16 protein-coding genes are annotated in these 16,504 nt (G+C 49.5%); 4 read left to right on the forward strand and 12 right to left on the reverse strand.

Features of this window, described 5'->3' with window-relative positions; all coding sequences use genetic code 11:
* Positions 1–18: 18 nt before the first annotated feature.
* The 8 genes from ACL2XJ_RS07415 to ACL2XJ_RS07450 form a co-directional block, all read right to left on the reverse strand.
* Positions 19–1,335 (reverse strand): glycosyltransferase family 4 protein, encoded by a 1,317-nt coding sequence (locus ACL2XJ_RS07415; RefSeq protein WP_413726114.1) that lies wholly within the window; start codon positions 1,333–1,335, stop codon positions 19–21.
* 10 nt (positions 1,336–1,345) lie between these two features.
* Positions 1,346–2,215 carry an SDR family oxidoreductase gene (locus tag ACL2XJ_RS07420; protein WP_413726115.1) on the reverse strand — a complete coding sequence of 290 codons (870 nt, stop codon included), beginning with the start codon at positions 2,213–2,215 and terminating at the stop codon, positions 1,346–1,348.
* Positions 2,216–2,217: 2 nt separating this feature from the next.
* Entirely contained in the window at positions 2,218–2,772 is a 555-nt protein-coding gene (gene rfbC / locus ACL2XJ_RS07425) for a dTDP-4-dehydrorhamnose 3,5-epimerase (RefSeq protein WP_132924202.1), read from the reverse strand.
* A complete protein-coding gene (gene rfbA, locus ACL2XJ_RS07430; protein WP_413726116.1) occupies positions 2,769–3,650 on the reverse strand; it encodes a glucose-1-phosphate thymidylyltransferase RfbA in 882 nt (293 codons plus the stop codon). The genes rfbC and rfbA overlap by 4 nt, the downstream gene beginning before the upstream one ends.
* A 498-nt stretch (positions 3,651–4,148) precedes the next feature.
* A complete protein-coding gene (locus ACL2XJ_RS07435; RefSeq protein ID WP_413726117.1) occupies positions 4,149–4,808 on the reverse strand; it encodes a GntR family transcriptional regulator in 660 nt (219 codons plus the stop codon).
* 517 nt (positions 4,809–5,325) lie between these two features.
* Positions 5,326–6,294 (reverse strand): homocysteine S-methyltransferase family protein, encoded by a 969-nt coding sequence (locus tag ACL2XJ_RS07440; protein ID WP_413726118.1) that lies wholly within the window; start codon positions 6,292–6,294, stop codon positions 5,326–5,328.
* Between the two features lie 15 nt (positions 6,295–6,309).
* A complete protein-coding gene (locus ACL2XJ_RS07445) occupies positions 6,310–7,188 on the reverse strand; it encodes an amino acid ABC transporter permease (RefSeq protein WP_413726119.1) in 879 nt (292 codons plus the stop codon).
* Complete coding sequence (locus ACL2XJ_RS07450; RefSeq protein WP_413726120.1) at positions 7,188–8,012, reverse strand: transporter substrate-binding domain-containing protein; 825 nt, start codon at positions 8,010–8,012, stop codon at positions 7,188–7,190. Before ACL2XJ_RS07450 ends, ACL2XJ_RS07445 begins: the two co-directional genes overlap by 1 nt.
* 191 nt (positions 8,013–8,203) lie before the next feature.
* Between ACL2XJ_RS07450 and ACL2XJ_RS07455 the strand changes: the two genes are divergently transcribed.
* Positions 8,204–8,884, forward strand: a complete 681-nt coding sequence (locus ACL2XJ_RS07455) for a hypothetical protein (protein ID WP_413726121.1) — start codon at positions 8,204–8,206, stop codon at positions 8,882–8,884.
* Positions 8,885–8,966: 82 nt separating this feature from the next.
* Here ACL2XJ_RS07455 and ACL2XJ_RS07460 read toward each other — a convergent pair whose 3' ends face one another.
* Complete coding sequence (locus ACL2XJ_RS07460; protein WP_165934197.1) at positions 8,967–9,560, reverse strand: RES domain-containing protein; 594 nt, start codon at positions 9,558–9,560, stop codon at positions 8,967–8,969.
* Between the two features lie 368 nt (positions 9,561–9,928).
* Between ACL2XJ_RS07460 and ACL2XJ_RS07465 the strand changes: the two genes are divergently transcribed.
* Positions 9,929–10,972, forward strand: coding sequence for a uroporphyrinogen decarboxylase family protein (locus tag ACL2XJ_RS07465; protein WP_413726122.1), 1,044 nt, complete (start codon positions 9,929–9,931; stop codon positions 10,970–10,972).
* On the opposite strand, the gene ACL2XJ_RS07470 is transcribed toward ACL2XJ_RS07465, so the two are convergent.
* Complete coding sequence (locus ACL2XJ_RS07470; RefSeq protein WP_413726123.1) at positions 10,973–11,413, reverse strand: DUF2000 domain-containing protein; 441 nt, start codon at positions 11,411–11,413, stop codon at positions 10,973–10,975.
* Positions 11,414–11,459: 46 nt separating this feature from the next.
* A complete protein-coding gene (locus ACL2XJ_RS07475) occupies positions 11,460–12,299 on the reverse strand; it encodes an AraC family ligand binding domain-containing protein (RefSeq protein WP_413726124.1) in 840 nt (279 codons plus the stop codon).
* 697 nt (positions 12,300–12,996) lie between these two features.
* Between ACL2XJ_RS07475 and ACL2XJ_RS07480 the strand changes: the two genes are divergently transcribed.
* Entirely contained in the window at positions 12,997–14,067 is a 1,071-nt protein-coding gene (locus ACL2XJ_RS07480; protein WP_413726125.1) for a type III polyketide synthase, read from the forward strand.
* Positions 14,068–14,129: 62 nt separating this feature from the next.
* On the opposite strand, the gene ACL2XJ_RS07485 is transcribed toward ACL2XJ_RS07480, so the two are convergent.
* Positions 14,130–14,588 carry a GNAT family N-acetyltransferase gene (locus ACL2XJ_RS07485; protein WP_413726126.1) on the reverse strand — a complete coding sequence of 153 codons (459 nt, stop codon included), beginning with the start codon at positions 14,586–14,588 and terminating at the stop codon, positions 14,130–14,132.
* 459 nt (positions 14,589–15,047) lie between these two features.
* Between ACL2XJ_RS07485 and ACL2XJ_RS07490 the strand changes: the two genes are divergently transcribed.
* The gene (locus ACL2XJ_RS07490) at positions 15,048–16,439 is read left to right on the forward strand and encodes a purine-cytosine permease family protein (RefSeq protein ID WP_413726127.1); all 1,392 of its coding nucleotides are present in this window, start codon (positions 15,048–15,050) and stop codon (positions 16,437–16,439) included.
* Positions 16,440–16,504: the final 65 nt, after the last annotated feature.

Below are 16,504 nucleotides of genomic sequence, written 5' to 3' on the forward strand. Positions count from 1 at the left end.
ACCGATCCGTTCAACCGGTCAGGATACCGGCTCCTCCCTTGGGGTCATTACCGCTGAATCCAGATTTTCCATTACGTACCGGTAGATGCCGTCCATTTGCTGCTCCCATGATAACGGCGCCATGGTGGCGAGGCCGCCGTCGGCCAGTCGCTGTCGCAGCGAACGGTCATGATAAAGCGCGCTGAACGCCTCCAGCATCGCCTGTGGTACGGGATCCGCCAGGCAGGCATTTATCCCGTGCCGGCAGTGCCACTCCACATGCGGGCCGTTGTTGCAAATGACCGGCACCCCGGAAGCCATTAACTCAACGGGCAAATAGGAAAGATTGGTCCCGGAAAAGGCCATGCCGATATCACAGGTACGGTAAAGATCGCCGGTCTCCTTAAGCGTCAAATTGCCCATCAGCGTCGCCGGAAAGGGGGGTCGGGCCTGTAAATCCAGCCCCGCGATCACAATTTCAACGTCAGGAAACCGTTCAGCGATTTTTTTCAGCGCGGCCATTCCCAAATCAAAGCAGCGGCGCTCCGTAGAGGGCCGGCCGTAAAAAAACAGCCGCGACACCTTCTCGCGTACGCGGTAGTCCTTCACGCGCGGAGGGTGGAAAATTTGGCGATCCGCGGCAAAAAGAAAGTTCCGCGCCCGGCCGCCATGGGATTCATAGCACTGTTTCAGCCAACCGCCGCCGGTAATACCGATAAAACCAAAACCGTAGGTGGCGTTTGCCTGCATGGATGTCGTGCCGTAAGCGTAAAAAAGGCTCTCGTAATCCTGCATAAAATAAAATTTTTTATTGGTAAACTCGAAGGCCCTTACGTCATAGGCGGACTGCCAGGTGGTGGCGATGGCGGCGGTGCAGGAAGGCAATAAAGCCGGATCGATCATAACCTCTAACTGGCAATCCGGCAGCGCCGACATAAGCTCCTCTTGCAAATGTTTTACCGAGTGATGCCGGCGATTATCATGGATAAAAATAATATTCCGAGTGTCAAACCTGGCGAAATGATTGGCAAAACGAAATAAGGTATAATGACCTCCGCCCCAAACATTCGTCCAATCCGGCACAAACCAGATGAATGTCGGCCGCGGGTCTTTATTGGCAACCGGAACCACGGTACCGCCGTATTCAGTCCAGGGCTTATAATCAAGCACCGTGCCATAAGTCATTTCCGGATCCAGGTTTGTCATACCGGGCCAGACGCAGTGATGGCCGGCATTGACCTTTTGGTGTAATAACACAAAAAAACGGGGAAACTGCTTGAATAAGGCGAAAATAACGGCGTTACCCCAGCCAAATTCCTTGGCGTATTGCATAAAAAGTTTGATTTTATCATTCATGATTATGTTATTAGCCTTGGAAAGTAGCAATATATCTTGCGAGATCATCTTTCCAGTAACCGGGATTAATCGACTCGTCCAATGTGGATAAATAAAGGGATTTAATACCTTCAGAAAAAGGCCGAGGGGCCGACAGTGGGAACATGGAAGACTGAACGGGAACAATATCCCCCCGATAGTTCAAAAGATCGCCAATGGCGCGCGCGATATCGAAGCGGCTGATGGTTCCATTGCTGGCGAAATGAAAGGTGCCGGTTTGGCGCTGATTAATTGCCCACAGGATAAATTCGCTTAACTGAACGGCGTAGGTAATACTCCCCAACCGATCGCTCACCGCTTTCAACTCTGCCGCTCCATTTTTTATTTGCTGAATGATCTTGCCGACAAATTTATGATCTTTCCCCGGCCCGCCGCCTATCATCCAGCCGGCACGAAGAATCAGGTGCCGCTCGGGGCAATTGGCTTTCACCGCTTCTTCGCCGTTTAACTTTGAGCGGCCGTAATAATTTGTGGGAATGGGAATATCCAGTTCGTTATAGCTGATTTTGCCTTCCGCGCCGAAAACGTTTGAAGAAGAAATATACAGTAACCATGCGCCGCAGGCTTCAGCCGCCTTGGCAATTTGTTCCGTTGCCAGATGATTGCATATACCGGCCCGTGCCGGTTCTCTTTCACATAAATCCACATCGGTTTCAGCGGCAAAATGCAAAATGACATTCGGCCTCGCTTCCCTGATAAAGGAATAAATACACTTGGGATTCGACAGATCAAAGCGGTGGCGGTCAGCAACCACTATTTCGCAATGGGTATCACTCAACGCATTGGCAACATAGACACCGAGCATGCCGGTGCCGCCGGTAATGAATATTTTATCAGACATTGTTAAAAAACCTCCGCACCGGCCAAGGAATCCCCGGCCTGATCTTTAAAAGAGATGATGGGGTCAATATCAGTGTGAGCCATATCCTGCCATTTGATATCAATATCCGGATCGTCAAAGCGTATACAGCGATCGTATTGCGGATACCAATAATCGGTCACCATATATTGTAATTTTGCACTATCGGATATCACCAGGAAACCATGGGCGAAACCCTCCGGTATCCAGAGCTGATGAAAATTTTCGTCAGATAATAGCGCCCCTGCCCACTGGCCGAAGGTAGGCGAATTTTTTCGTAGATCAACGGCAACATCAAATACGGTCCCTTTAACCACCCGTACTAATTTCCCCTGCGGTTTACTCACCTGATAATGCAAACCACGTATCACGTTTCTTTTAGAAAATGATTCGTTACTCTGAACGAAATGTATTTCGCGATTGACCGCCTGTTGAAAGGCTTTAAGCTGAAAGCTTTCATAGAAATAACCTCGTTCATCTTTAAAGACTTGAGGTTCAAAAAGTAATACATCAGGAATGGGTAGCTTTGAGGGTTTCATTGGGTATTCTCTTTGAGCAAAAAATGCAGATATTGCCCGTAGCCGTTTTTCATCAATGGCCGGGCCAGCTTCGCGAGTTGTTGATCGTCGATCCATTGTTGTTTATAAGCAATTTCTTCCGGGCATGATACTTTCAGACCCTGCCGGCTTTCCAAAGTGGCAATGAATTGACTGGCATCCAATAAGGATTTATGGGTACCGGCATCCAGCCAGGTATATCCTCGCCCCATGACCTGTACCCTAAGGGCATTTTTTTCTAGATAAAGCCGGTTTAAATCGGTTATCTCAAGTTCGCCCCGTGAAGAGAGTTTCAATGTCCTGGTCAATTCACACACATCTTTATCGTAAAAATAAAGTCCTGTGACGGCGCTGTTTGACTTGGGATCGGCGGGCTTTTCCTCAAGGCTGATAACCCTACCATCCGCGCTCAGCTTCGCGACGCCATAACGCTCAGGATCCTGGACATGATAAACAAAGATGCTGGCGCCGCTCTCACAATAGGTCGCATTTTTCAATAAATGAGGCAGGTCGTTGCCATGAAAGATATTGTCCCCAAGAATAAGAGCACAGGGATCGCCATTGAGAAATTTCTCTCCCAGGATAAACGCCTGCGCCACCCCATTGGGGGTCGGCTGTACCTGATAACTCAGCCTTATGCCCCATTGTTCTCCGCTGCCCAGCAATTGTTTGAAACGCGGCGTATCCAGCTCGGTGGAAATGATGAGAATATCTTTAATACCCGCAAGCATAAGTGTGCTTAACGGGTAATATATCATCGGCTTATCAAATACGGGCAGCAGTTGCTTTGAAATGGCCAATGTTGCGGGATGCAAACGGGTACCCGCTCCGCCAGCGAGAATGATGCCTTTCCGTTTCATGTGTATTTTCCTTTGAACTCCCGTATAGGATCTCGGCAAGAGGAAGAATGACAACTTGCGCGACCCAAAGCATATTGGCAAAAATCAATGGCAGGGCAGATTGGCGTATAATGTAATGATAATCATGCAACCAATTAGACATATTAATTTTATAGATAGCGATTAATAACCAATGCCTAATGGCTGATAACGACCAAAGTCGCTTCAATATAGCCTAAAGGGATAATTTTAATACCCACCCTCGGGAAACATATCTTTGCATAATTACACGTAAAGGCGGCTCCTACGCCCTTCTTGCCTAAGGGGTTGTAGTAAGTAGGATTTCAGCGGTATGATCCCACTGCAAGGCAATAATAGGATTAAAACAAATACATATTAGCTCCCTGTCACTAACGCCGTTGGATTAATCTATTAACCACAACACTGCGTCAGGTGCTCCCTGAACGGTCGAATTTTTATATTATTAGAATTATGATCAACCAGACTTGATACGGCTATTTATTCATCTTTACGGCTGGCGATCTGTCTTTTGAAGCCGCGAATAATATGCAATCTGGTTTTTTCGCTATAAAGAACCGGATTTTTCTCCTCGATAGCTGAAATTATTTCGTCATGCTCATCGCACAGAATATCGAGGTCCGGCACTCCCTGTCCTTCGTGAAATAAAAAAAGCTGCGGACCAAAATCGAGTACTGTATACATATCGTTTATCAAGCTATTTCCCGCCGCGTTGACGATGACTTTATGAAACTCAGCATTCATGGAAATAAGATCGCTGTAATTATCATAAACCCCGTCATGACCATGGGTACGAATATCATGATTCAAGCGTTTTAATTCACCCAATTCATCTCGCGTTATTTTTTCGATTACCGCATCCGCAATAGAGGATTCAATGAGCACGCGAGCCTCATGCCACTGATAAATATCATTATTACAGGGCTTTGCGGCCACTCTGAAGCCTTTATTATGCTCTAATATCAATAATTTTTCAGCGGTCAGCCTTACTAAGGCCTCCCTGATAGGAATGCCGCTGATACCGAATTTTACACTTAGGGCGCTGACGATAAGATGCTCTCCCGGTTGCAATTGATTGTATATGATCTCCTTTTTGAGAATATCATAAACTTCATCACTGACGCTTTTATTTTTAAGCATAACCTGTTCTCTTTATTTATTATCATTTAGGATGACACGGATGGTATATAATATATCATTCAAAAATGTTAAAAAATTAAATATTATTTGCATTAGATAATTGTCAAATTGGAGATTGAAAGCCGCTTTAAGCGGTGATTATAACGATAACCATATCATTAAAAAGCATTTGTTTCTATTGCCGACCAGAATTGAGTAATTATCCGAATATCAATTAAGCCCGTGGAAACCATCATCCAATGTAATTAGTTTTTCTACAGAGATAATTATTATTTATACGAAAAAAATTTGATCACCGTTATCCGGCTCCAATGATATTAGCGCCTTTTCATTGGTCAAATTATTCAGCAGGCAGGGCATAAGTGACACCCAGGCCTATCCTTTCTATGGAACCCAGGCTATGCGTTGTTGAGACCCGCTATTCCAGCGTTAACCGCTGATGCCGGTTATGTATGCGGCGCCAGGCGGCCGGGCAGAAGTGACAGCGGCTCAGCCTCCTCCCCCCCTGCCGTGAAGGTCAGAACGTCAGTCGCGCCTTGCGGATGGCGGCAATATGCTCCGGCCCGATACCGCAACAACCGCCCACTATGGTCGCGCCCTGATTAACCCAGCGGCGGACCCATTTCAGATAGTTTTCCGGATCGAGATCGGGCCGTATGCCGGAAATACCCGCATAAGGCTCATCGCTCGGCGGTTCGGGCAAAAAGGCATTGGCATAAACGCCCAGCCCTGCCGCCGGTGTCGGTGAAGCATCTATCACCCGTCGTGCGGCCATGATCGCCTCGCTCATGACCTCCGGCTGGCTGCAGTTAAACAAAACGGCATCGGCTCCCGCCGCAAGCGAAGCCGCCACCGCTTCTCCTACGCCTTCACCCGAGCGGAGCTCCGGCGGGCCGATACGCCCCGCCTCATCCTTCAGGGTATAAGAGATATAAACAGGCAATGAATTGGTTTGCCGGATAAAAGCCAGGTCGGTTAACGCTTCGGCGGTGGAGCTTTGTGTCTCAATCAGCCAAAAGTCAATATGCGGCGCCAACCCCTGCACCAGCGGGGCAAGAATCTCGGGGGCGCGGGCGGCGATAAATTTATCCGGCCGATAGCTTTCAAACAGCGGCGGCAAGGACCCCGCCACACGGACCGGGGATGCCGAACGTCGGTCAGCGGCTCCGTCCGCCACGGCGCGGGCCAGGCGTCCCGCCCGGTCGGCCAGCGTTTGGGCCTGGGCGTGAAACCGAGCCTCCCCCAGCATATGGGGCACCAGTCCGAAGGTATTGGTGGTAATAATATCCGCTCCGCTGTCGGCGAACGCCTGATAGGCGCGGCTGACATATTCCGGCGCTTCAATAAGCGCCAGCGCCGACCATTCGGGAAGACGGAACGGCGCCCCCAGTCTTTCCAGCAATCGTCCCATGCCGCCATCAAGAATGGTGACGGCCCGCTTCGGGGCATGGCTTTGATTTGTGGGATTTGTGGCGCTAGCGTTCATCAGATACCGTTCCTCTCAACGTTGCGAATGCTGTTGTTCATAACCCTGCCCGAAATGGCGTTCCAGCCGCTGCTGAAAAAGCTCCAGGACAATCGACATCAGCCAATAGACGGCCGCCGCGGTGGCCAGCATTTCCATATAATGATAGGTACTTCGGCCATAGGATTGGGCCAGGAAATTGAGTTCCCACAATCCCATCAGCGACACCAGCGACGAATCTTTAAGCATCGAAATAAAGAGCGATCCCACCGGCGGCAAAATGATGCGCAGCGCCTGCGGCGCCACCACATGGGTCAGAATCACGCCACGGGAGAGGCCGAGCGCCATTGCCGCCTCTTTTTGTCCGTTAGGCACCCCTATCACTCCGCTGCGAATGGTTTCCGCCAGATAGGCGCCGTAATTCAGCGACAGGGCAACTATCCCTGAACTGAACGCCCCCAGGACAATGCCCGCCTGGGGCAGCGCCAGATAGATTATCAATACCTGCACCAACAGCGGCGTGCCGCGGAATAACGAGACGTAAAAAGTAGCGCAGCCGAAAGCGATGGCGCTGGCGGATAACCGTCCGGCGGAGGCTATAATGCCCAGCAGGATGCAAAACAGCATGGAAATCAGGGTGATCGCCAGGGTTAACGCCGCTCCCTGGATGAAACCGTCCGGCGAAAGGTGCAATCCGAGCATAAACGGCAATTTTTGCCGGATCAGGCCGGTATCAAGACCCATGCGGGAAAACAGGCAGAGCAGCAGCGTCAATAGCAGCAGCCAGGTAAGACCGGTACGCAACCGGAATCCAAGGCCGCCTTTGGCCACCGACGCCGGGGGAGTTTGCCGTGAGGGCGCCGTCTCATCCTCGCCGTCGTTTTTGTTCGGATGCAAAGAGAATGGCAAAGCCATTACAGCGATGCCCTGGTGATATCTTCGCCAAACCAGTGCTGCGAGATTTTTGCCAAGGTCCCGTCGGCGCGCAAGGCATTGATTGTATCGGCGACCTTTTTATTCCACTCTGCATCGCCTTTATCGGTGGCGACCCAGTTCGGTTCGGCATAGAGTTCGGCGGCAATACGGAAAGAACTGGTTTTGGCGATGCGCGCCTTGGCCGTTGCCAAATCGGAGACCACCGCATCCAGGCGCGTGCCGGCGCCTAACGCCAGGTTCTGAAAGGCCACGGTTTCATCCGTGGGAATGATTTGGACATGATTAAACGGAAAATCAATAGGCTTGGCTCCCGGAATGACTAAGGTTTTATTCAGGTAATTCTCATAGCTGGAACCAATGCCGACCCCCACTTTTTTATTACTCAAATCCGCGGCGCTTTTAATGTTCTTTTCATCTCTGTTCACCACCAGTACCGCCGGGGAGCTGTAATAGGGCGCCGGAAAATCGAGGACTTTGGCCCGCTCGGAATTAGGCGTCATTGAACAGATGCAGACATCCCAGCGCCCGTTCCATTTGCCGCCGACGATGGTTTCCCATCCGGGCGCGGTCAGTTCCAGCGTAACGCCCAGCTTTTGCGCCACCGCTTTCGCCACATCCACATCAAATCCGGCCAATTGGTTATTTTCATCAATAAAACCAAAGGGAGGGTAATCATTAACCAACACATCATGCAGCACTTTTGATTGATTTACCCGGTCAAGGGTTGAACCCGCGCTGGCGGGTTGCGCCCCAAAAAGGAAAATGGCGGCGGCCAGTGTCGATAGTCTTAGAAATGCGGACATTTTTTACCCTGATCTTTCCATAAGAGAAGCCTATGACCACAACTTAGTAAACCAACCAGCGCTTTCAAAATACCAAAGCGGTATATCTTATATAAATCATCTTCAAAGGGGGATTAAGCTGCAACGGGATTTGCTAAGTTTACGATTTCATGTAAACTAATCTTGATAAATCGTAAAGTTTTGGGGTGCCCATGGGAATAGTCGCTAAAAAAACCACTAACCATCAAATTGGCCGTCAGTCCGTTAGCCTTGACCACTCCGAACTGGTCAGGGCGCGTCTAGCCAACCTTGCGGAACACTTTATCGATGTGCTCAGAAATAAAGACGCGGACAATATCCATGCTTTATTAACACTACCGGACGACCAATTCTGGTCCGAAATCAAAGGGCGCGCTAACCATATCGAAATTGTGGAAATGAGTACTCCCGAGAAAATAGAGCATCAAGAATATATTGATAATCGAAATGCTTTTCTTGCTCATCTGGGAAAATACGGCGGGGTCTATAAATCCAGCATGGTAGCTGAAATCCTGGGCATCTCCCGTCCTACCGTCAATAAATACGGCGAGCAAAGCAAGATCATCGTCCTGAACTGGGGAAGCGAAAATCTCTACCCGGTTTTTCAATTTTCCACTGATGAAAATAACGGCGAGAGAGGCCTGCTGAAAGGGTTGCCGGAGATATTAGCCAGCTTGCGAAACGTCAGCAACGTAAGAAAGTGTAATTTTTTCACCCGCGAAATTGATACGCTGGACAAAGCGCTGGATAAGCCCACGACTGCCCTGGAAACATTGCGCAAAGGCGCCACGGAAGAGGAAATACGCCAGTTGGTCAGGCTGGCGGGCATCTTCGGCACCCCCGACGCGGCGTAGCGGCGAACAAGGGCCACTACCGATTTTATACAGATACAGTCCTAATACCGACGGGCGGAACTCGCCATAGTCCACAGCGGCATTATCCGGTAATGCGAATGTCCAGGTGGTCTCTCAGCATATCCCTGGCGCTGACGCCTTCATGCTGAAAGTCGGACAGCCGCTTGACGGATTTAGTGGTAATGAGGCCTGCCCCTGACGAGTCCTCGCACCAGAATACCGTGCAGCATTGTCCGGTCATGCATGACAGGTATTCCAATCCATCCACGTGCTTTGACAGTATTGCCGCCAGCATTTGTGTATTACGGTAATTACCCCCCATCAATTCCCCTAGCGGAACATGCAGCAAGGGGGCCAGCGCCGTTAAATCGATAATCGACAGATCCCGTACCGCCGTGACGATTGCCATGCAATTTTTAGTAAAATCTTCCAGATCGATAAAACGTTCCCCTTTGTACATTTCAGCGCAGGCCGTTACCGGCACGGCCGTGACATAAAATGTGCCCTTGCTTCGATCGGGAATAGCGTAACGGGACTCTCTTTTAGGATCTTTATTAAAAAAAACGCCGTTCCCGTCGTAAAAATTATCCTGTAAACGAAAATAGTCAGTTGAAGCGGGGTATGTCTTGACAATTTTACTTCCGGCAACCTTTATTTTTTGAATTATTTGATCCATTCTATATTCAATGTTACCCCATACCTTTAGTAGCATAAAATATTTACTTTAAAGTGATTAGATAGAAACATTTATGCTTCCTTATGGTTTATAGGGCTGACTCCCTAATAGAAAATAATACTCAATTGATAAGATACGGAGCAAGCCTTCGGCAGGGATATTTAGGTAATGTTTATTTGTAAACGATTTTAATTATTATTTACCCATGTTTAAGAGCATGTCGATTATCTAAAATCCAGCTAACAATATAACAATTTTTATCAAGGGAATATTCTTGCAGATTTTTTCCGTTAAACGAAGTATAAATTATCTTTTGATAATAACCATATTAATTGTGTGCATATAAAAGGCCAATGTCGGGTAAAACAATGACTAGCGCAGAGCGTCTGAAGAGTATCTTGCAGGGTAAACCCGTTGATAGAACCCCTATTGCCGGTTGGTTGCATATGCCGTTGGTGGACAGGGTTATCCCGGAATTCGTCGGGGCGACCGTTCAGTTCACCGATGAGAATGAGTGGGATTTCGTCAAGGTCATGTCCAACGGACATTACATGGCCGAGGCCTATGGGGCCGATATCCTGTTTTCCACCGACCCAACGCAATGGTCGGGTACTTTCCGTTCATATCCGGTGAAAAGCCCTCGCGACCTCTTGACGCTACCGGTACTGGATAAAACCAATAGCGCACTGGCGCGGGAAATTTCGGTAACCGCTGCCCTGGTACAACATTATCAGGGAAAAGTACCCATTGTGGCGACGCTGTTCACTCCCCTTACCTGGATTCAGGAAATGAGCAGCTCCACCGATCCACGCTTGACCAGGGAGTTTATGCAACGGCATAAAAAAGCATTGCACAGGGGCCTTGAAGCCCTGCTCTCAACTCAGTTGAATTTTCTTGACGGGTTGCTGGCGGCGGGTATCGACGGTATTTTTCTGGCCTCGCAGTTTATCAGCGGCGAGGTCATCGGCCGGGAAGAATATCATGAATTCTGTCGCCCCTATGACCAGAGGATTCTGGACTATATCAAAGGCAGGACCTGGTTCAATATTCTGCATGTACACGGCAACAAGCGGTTGCTGTTCGATGAGTGCCTTGATTACGATGTGCAGGCATTTAATTGGGAAGACGCACCCTATGGCGTACCGGACACGCAGCGGAGCAGTATAAAAGCCATACGCGGCTTGACCGATAAAATCATCATAGGCGGTATCGATCAGCACCATGATTTTTCCCAGGAGGAGAATAACCGGGATGTCATTAGGGCGCGGCTCCAGCTGCAATATCAGCGCGCAATGCAAGAATCAGGCGGAAATAAGTTTATCTTCGCCCCCGGCTGCGCGCTGCCGCAAGATATACCCCGAGACATTTTCAAGCTGCTAAAAGAGGTAGTGGGACAGTCCTCACGCCCATGACTAGCCGAAGAGTTTGAACTGCGCGGTCAGCTTACGTACGTTTTTTTTACCACCGATAATCGCCATCCCCAGCAGTTGCAGCTGTTCGGTTTTCTGCCCCAGCACCATTGCGGTAAAGTCATCATAGCGGGTAGTCTCCTGCCCCTCAACGGGAAAGATGACCTTATCCACATCCTGGGCCCGGCAGCTTTCCAGCAGTATTTTCAGCTGGTCGGCCGACGCGGCCAGCACCGGTATTCCGATGGGGATCAGTCCTGGATATTCGCAGCGATCGCCGTCGATCAGGGGTTGTCCCACCAGAGCGGGATGGCGTTGTCCCACCGTCAAGGCGATGACCGCTGCGGCATTCACCGCTTTGCCGGCGGGTAAACCCTCATCAAGAATGATGACGCAGCGCTCAGGTTGAAGGGACGTCGTTTCGTTTATCGGAATCGAACTCATGATCTTTCTCCTGCTGAATCGAATTCCGAGCATAGATCAGATGTTTTTACCGGTCTGGAACGATTGTGCAGATCCGCCGGTAGGCAGCGGGGGTAAGATAATAAGCGCGTTTAAACCAGCGCCCCAGATGGCTTTGATCGGCGAAACCCGTCTGGGCGGCCGCGTCCGCCGGCAAAATCCCCTTAGCCAATAATGCCCGCGCTTTAACCAGCCTCAGCTGCACCAGATAGGCGTGGGGCGGCAGACCGTAACGATGCTGAAATTGACGGGTTAACCGGAACCTGTCCATACCCGCCAACGCGGCCAGTTCCGTTAAACCGATTTCTTCACTTATACTGTCATGCAGATAATCCCGCACCCGCTGAAGAGCCGGATTTTTATTATCCGCCGTGACCCTTTTTTTACGCCAGGGATAGCGGCGGGTTAAGGCTGAAATCAAATGTTGCATCCCATGATCTTTGACGATTTTGAAATCCTGGCGGTGCAGGGCATCGAAAGCCGATAGCGTAGCGGCGGCCAATAGATCATCCTGGAACAGGGTAACCGGGAAGGAGAACTCCGCCCGATCCGGCGCGTTCTCGAAAATCTCCGGCAATTCGCGGCGCAGCAGTTCCGGCGGAATATACAGCATACGATAGGTGAACCCGTCCCGGTCCACCGCATCGCCATCGTGCACCTCCCCCGGCGCCAGGGTAAAAACCTTGCCGGGGGTGCTGCGGTATCTCACCCGGCCGGAATGGAACTGCTGCACCCCCGCTTCGGTGACGCCCACCAGATAGCTGTCGTGCCAGTGCGCGTCATAAGCGTGTCCCTCGAAATGCGCCCGGATGGTTTCTACCTGCGAATCCTTATCCTTTACGATATCCACCCATTGCGTCGTGGTCATGGAAGCTTGCCCGGCCCGTTGATAGAGAAAAAAACTATACTAGCAGACACAGTAAGCAAGGCAGTGCTGACAAGCCGTTTTTTTGTTCAAAAATGTAAAGCAACAAACTGACGTTATGCTAAAAATAAGCATAATGCTTGACAATGTAGCTTGGCATCGTTGCCCCCTTCGAGTCCATTAGAAATTAAGATAATATTTATTTCGGAAATTGTTTTTATTGATATTGTTTTAATAAAAATTATATAATTTATTTCTACTTTTGGCATGCGAATAAGTTTTACCTATAATAAGTGGTCATTAACCAGGCCTTCTGCCCATCTCAACGCTGCGCAATAAAAGACTGGATATGTGGCAAAAAATAGGCAAATCTAACGATTACGGCTCTTTTAACGGCAAAATAATAGCCGCCCATCCTAATAAACAGCTTTCTCTAAAAAGCAAAATACCTACTTGTCGAAACAGTTAATTTGATATTTATTTCCCCCGTATAGTTACGTTAATGGCGTATTAAAAGCATATGTATGATTATTAACGTTTTGAATAACATAAGTTTTAAAATTTCAACTTTATTTTCATATGCCTTTAGGTGGCGGTTTGACAAATTGATACGGTACTATCACTCTAAATGAGCGTTAGTTATTATTATCAATATTTTATTGAATCAATTTATTATAAATATATTATGGAGCCATAAAAAATGCCTACACTTCACAAGCCAGCGATATATCTGCCGGAGCATATTATCACCCTCGAGGAAACGCTTGATCTTGCGAAAAAGAATTTCAAAGACAATCCCAATTTGGAAAAATCCATCGAGCTGATAACCAATACAGGCGTGAAAAAAAGGCACATCATACAACCAATCGAGCTGGCGACATTGCATCCGGGTTTTGGCTATCGGAATGCCGTATTTGAATATCAATCCAAGCGACTGGTACCTAACGTGATAGAGGAAGCGTTGAGCCATGCCGATATCACCGCCAAGGATGTTTCCGCAATCATTTATGTGTCATGTTCAGGTTTTCTAATGCCGTCGCTGACCGCCTGGCTGGTGAATAAAATGGGATTCCCTTTGCAGACGGTGCAAATCCCTATCGCGCAGCTCGGCTGCGCCGCCGGTGGTTCGGCCATTAATCGCGCCCATGATTTTATACTGGCGCATCCCGGCAGCAATGTGCTTATTGTCAGCTGCGAATTCTGCTCACTAAGCTATCAGCCCACGGATGGTGATATCGGCAGCCTGCTGTCCGACGGATTATTTGGCGATGCGATAACGGCGGCAGTGGTGACCAGCCGCGCCGGCAACGGTCTGGAATTACAAAGAAACAGCAGTTATCTCATTCCGGATACCGATGAATGGATACGCTATGCGGTAAAAGATACCGGCTTTCATTTCCGGCTGGATAAACGGGTACCGGGCACCATGGCGCCTTTGGCCCCGGTCATGGCAGAACTGGCTTCGACGCATCATTGGCAGATTGACAGTCTCGATTATTATATTATCCATGCCGGCGGCCCGAGGATCTTAGACGATTTATGCAAATACCTCGGCGTGCAAAGGGAGAAATTCTCCTATAGCCGAGACACGCTGGTGAATTGCGGTAATATCGCCAGTTCAGTGGTATTTGAAGCCTATCGGCGCATGCACGAAGACAGCATTTTCAAATCCGACCAGAGGGGGATCATTGCCGGTTTTGGCCCGGGAATTATCGCGGAAATGAACCTTTCACAATGGCGATCCGCCGAAATTTCGCGGCTCACGGCGTAGAATATCTCTCAGGCCCATAGGGCGGGCGTCCAGGCCGCCCGAATCGGCTGCCCGGTAGTCCTTTACCGCGCTGAAGACGGAACGTTCTCCATGCCGATATGCGGTATGCCGTCTTCTTCATACAGCTCGGTGACCGCATGAAATCCGAAACGACCATAAAATTTCTGTAAATGCGCCTGGGCGGAGAGATGAATCTTCCGGCCCGGCCACCGCGACGCACAGGCCTCCAGCGCCTGTTCCATCAGCCGATTACCCAGATTCATCCCGCGAGCCCGGGGCGAGACGATAACCCGGCCTATGGACAAGGTATCTTCACCGGTAAGAATCCGGGCATACGCAACCAGTTCACCCGCCATATAGCCCGCGACATGGCGGTTGTCATCCAGAAGATCCTGGCCGTCGATATCCTGGTAGGGGCAGGTCTGCTCTACGATAAACACCGCATTACGCAACGCGAGAATGTCATATAGACGTTGTACCGTCAGCTCATGGTGATGCCAGTCGTACCACGTTACATTCATTGAGCTTCCTTAGAAATCGGCTGAAAATTATCAATTCGCCACCTTTATATCCACCATTACTGTAAAATGCAAATATAATTATTGGATTGAAATTAACAATGACTGTTATAAGCATCGGAACGCTACTTCCCCCTTCAATGAGACTGAATATTTAAGTTTCCACAGGTTATAATAGCCCATAAACAGAGCGATTAAATTATCGATAAATATTTAAAACGTCATGATTACAATAGTCTGAATGGCATATTTTTTTGCAAGCGTATTTATTGCGTTAACTTAATCTAAAATCATTTTTTTAATAACCATCTTCACGATGATAATTATGTGTTGGATACCATTGGCATATATAACAGATTGATATTTGTCCCTCAATAAATAATGCCTCCAATTTCTATTCAACAATAGATGGGCCGATTTTTTAATCTGTTAGATTATTATTTTCATTCAAAGAGAGTCATCATGAAAAGACAATTCGCAAGTGTTATCTCTCCGGTTGAATTAAAAACCATTCAACCCATCAGCAGTACGGAACGGCAAGGCAAGATCAGCGATTTATTCACTATCTGGTTTGGTTCCAATATCATGATGCTGACGGTGATCACCGGTTCGCTGGCGGTGTGTGTATTCAATTTATCTTTTTTCGCCGCGGCGGCGGCGGTGATTATAGGTAATCTGGCGGGGGCCGTTTTTATGGCCCTGCACTCAGCCCAAGGCTCACAGCTGGGCGTGCCGCAAATGATCCAGACCCGCGGTCAGTTCGGATCCTTCGGCGCCTTGCTGGTTGTGGTCTTAGTGGTGGTGATGTACCTGGGCTTTTTTGCCTCCAATCTGATATTGGGCGGCCAGGGGCTGCACGCCATCTGTCCCCCGCTCAGTATCAACGGCGGCATTGCCATCGTCGGCGTCTTGAGCGTTACCGCCACGGCTTTCGGCTATAAACTTATACACGCCTACACCCGAATCATGTCCTGGCTGTCCGGTACTGCCCTGTTACTGTGTTTTGGCTGGATTCTGCTGGTAACCGGTTTGCCGGAGGCGTTCTTTAGCCACCGTCCGCCGACGTTTGCCGGTTTTTTCGGCGCCCTGTCTATTGCCGCTCTGTGGCAGTTGGCCTATGCCCCCTATGTGTCCGACTACTCCCGTTACATGCCGGAAAACAGCCATCAGGGTAAAGTATTCTGGGCCAGCTATTGGGGCTGCTCCCTGGGGTCCATTCTTCCGATGATCCTGGGCGTGGTGATCGCCCTGTGCTGGAAAGACGATGATGTCGTTACCGGCCTGGTGACCCTCACCGGCGGAGCCAGCGCCCTGATAGTGGCGATTTTCTCCGTGGGCATCGCCGCCACCAACGCGATGAATCTGTATTGCGGAACGCTGTGCGCGTTAACCGTCGGCCAGACACTGGCGCCGGCATGGTCTCCCCGCTCCGGCGCGCGCATTATCCTGGCCCTGGGGATGTTTACCTTGTCACTGCTGCTGGCGGTGGCGGGCCAGGGAAATTTTCTGGTGAATTACATCCATTTCATTCTGTTGTTGCTGTATGTGTTGATCCCGTGGACCGCCATCAACCTGGTGGATTATTACCTCATCGCCCACGGCAGCTACCATGTCCCCTCTTTTTTTCGGCAAGACGGCGGTATCTACGGCTATTTCAATTACAGGGCCATAGCTTGCTACCTGCTGGGCATCCTGGTGCAAATCCCCTTTATCGCCACCGATGTCTACACCGGCTGCATCGCCCGCGCCATGGGAGGCGCGGATATCTCATGGATCGTCGGTCTGATGGTTGTCTGTCCGGTCTATTACCTGATGAGCAGGGGAATACGGGCGTCAGCCCACAGTCCGGCCTGATTCGCCCGACCGTTTTTTAACGTATTCAGGCGAAAATCGATGTCGGTCCGCTGCCTGATGTCGTA

Origin of the sequence: Sodalis sp. RH16 (assembly GCF_047324245.1) — a bacterium.
GTDB lineage: Bacteria > Pseudomonadota > Gammaproteobacteria > Enterobacterales > Enterobacteriaceae > Acerihabitans > Acerihabitans ligni.

Bases quoted from the DNA above. Each gene is read 5' to 3' on its own strand.
- ACL2XJ_RS07450 (WP_413726120.1), bottom strand. From the start codon at position 8,012: ATGTCCGCATTTCTAAGACTATCGACACTGGCCGCCGCCATTTTCCTT.
- ACL2XJ_RS07460 (WP_165934197.1), bottom strand. From the start codon at position 9,560: ATGGATCAAATAATTCAAAAAATAAAGGTTGCCGGAAGTAAAATTGTC.
- rfbC (WP_132924202.1), bottom strand. From the start codon at position 2,772: ATGAAACCCTCAAAGCTACCCATTCCTGATGTATTACTTTTTGAACCT.
- ACL2XJ_RS07490 (WP_413726127.1), top strand. From the start codon at position 15,048: ATGAAAAGACAATTCGCAAGTGTTATCTCTCCGGTTGAATTAAAAACC.
- ACL2XJ_RS07480 (WP_413726125.1), top strand. From the start codon at position 12,997: ATGCCTACACTTCACAAGCCAGCGATATATCTGCCGGAGCATATTATC.
- ACL2XJ_RS07445 (WP_413726119.1), bottom strand. From the start codon at position 7,188: ATGGCTTTGCCATTCTCTTTGCATCCGAACAAAAACGACGGCGAGGAT.
- ACL2XJ_RS07465 (WP_413726122.1), top strand. From the start codon at position 9,929: ATGACTAGCGCAGAGCGTCTGAAGAGTATCTTGCAGGGTAAACCCGTT.
- ACL2XJ_RS07485 (WP_413726126.1), bottom strand. From the start codon at position 14,588: ATGAATGTAACGTGGTACGACTGGCATCACCATGAGCTGACGGTACAA.
- ACL2XJ_RS07435 (WP_413726117.1), bottom strand. From the start codon at position 4,808: ATGCTTAAAAATAAAAGCGTCAGTGATGAAGTTTATGATATTCTCAAA.
- rfbA (WP_413726116.1), bottom strand. From the start codon at position 3,650: ATGAAACGGAAAGGCATCATTCTCGCTGGCGGAGCGGGTACCCGTTTG.
- ACL2XJ_RS07470 (WP_413726123.1), bottom strand. From the start codon at position 11,413: ATGAGTTCGATTCCGATAAACGAAACGACGTCCCTTCAACCTGAGCGC.
- ACL2XJ_RS07415 (WP_413726114.1), bottom strand. From the start codon at position 1,335: ATGAATGATAAAATCAAACTTTTTATGCAATACGCCAAGGAATTTGGC.
- ACL2XJ_RS07475 (WP_413726124.1), bottom strand. From the start codon at position 12,299: ATGACCACGACGCAATGGGTGGATATCGTAAAGGATAAGGATTCGCAG.
- ACL2XJ_RS07455 (WP_413726121.1), top strand. From the start codon at position 8,204: ATGGGAATAGTCGCTAAAAAAACCACTAACCATCAAATTGGCCGTCAG.
- ACL2XJ_RS07440 (WP_413726118.1), bottom strand. From the start codon at position 6,294: ATGAACGCTAGCGCCACAAATCCCACAAATCAAAGCCATGCCCCGAAG.
- ACL2XJ_RS07420 (WP_413726115.1), bottom strand. From the start codon at position 2,215: ATGTCTGATAAAATATTCATTACCGGCGGCACCGGCATGCTCGGTGTC.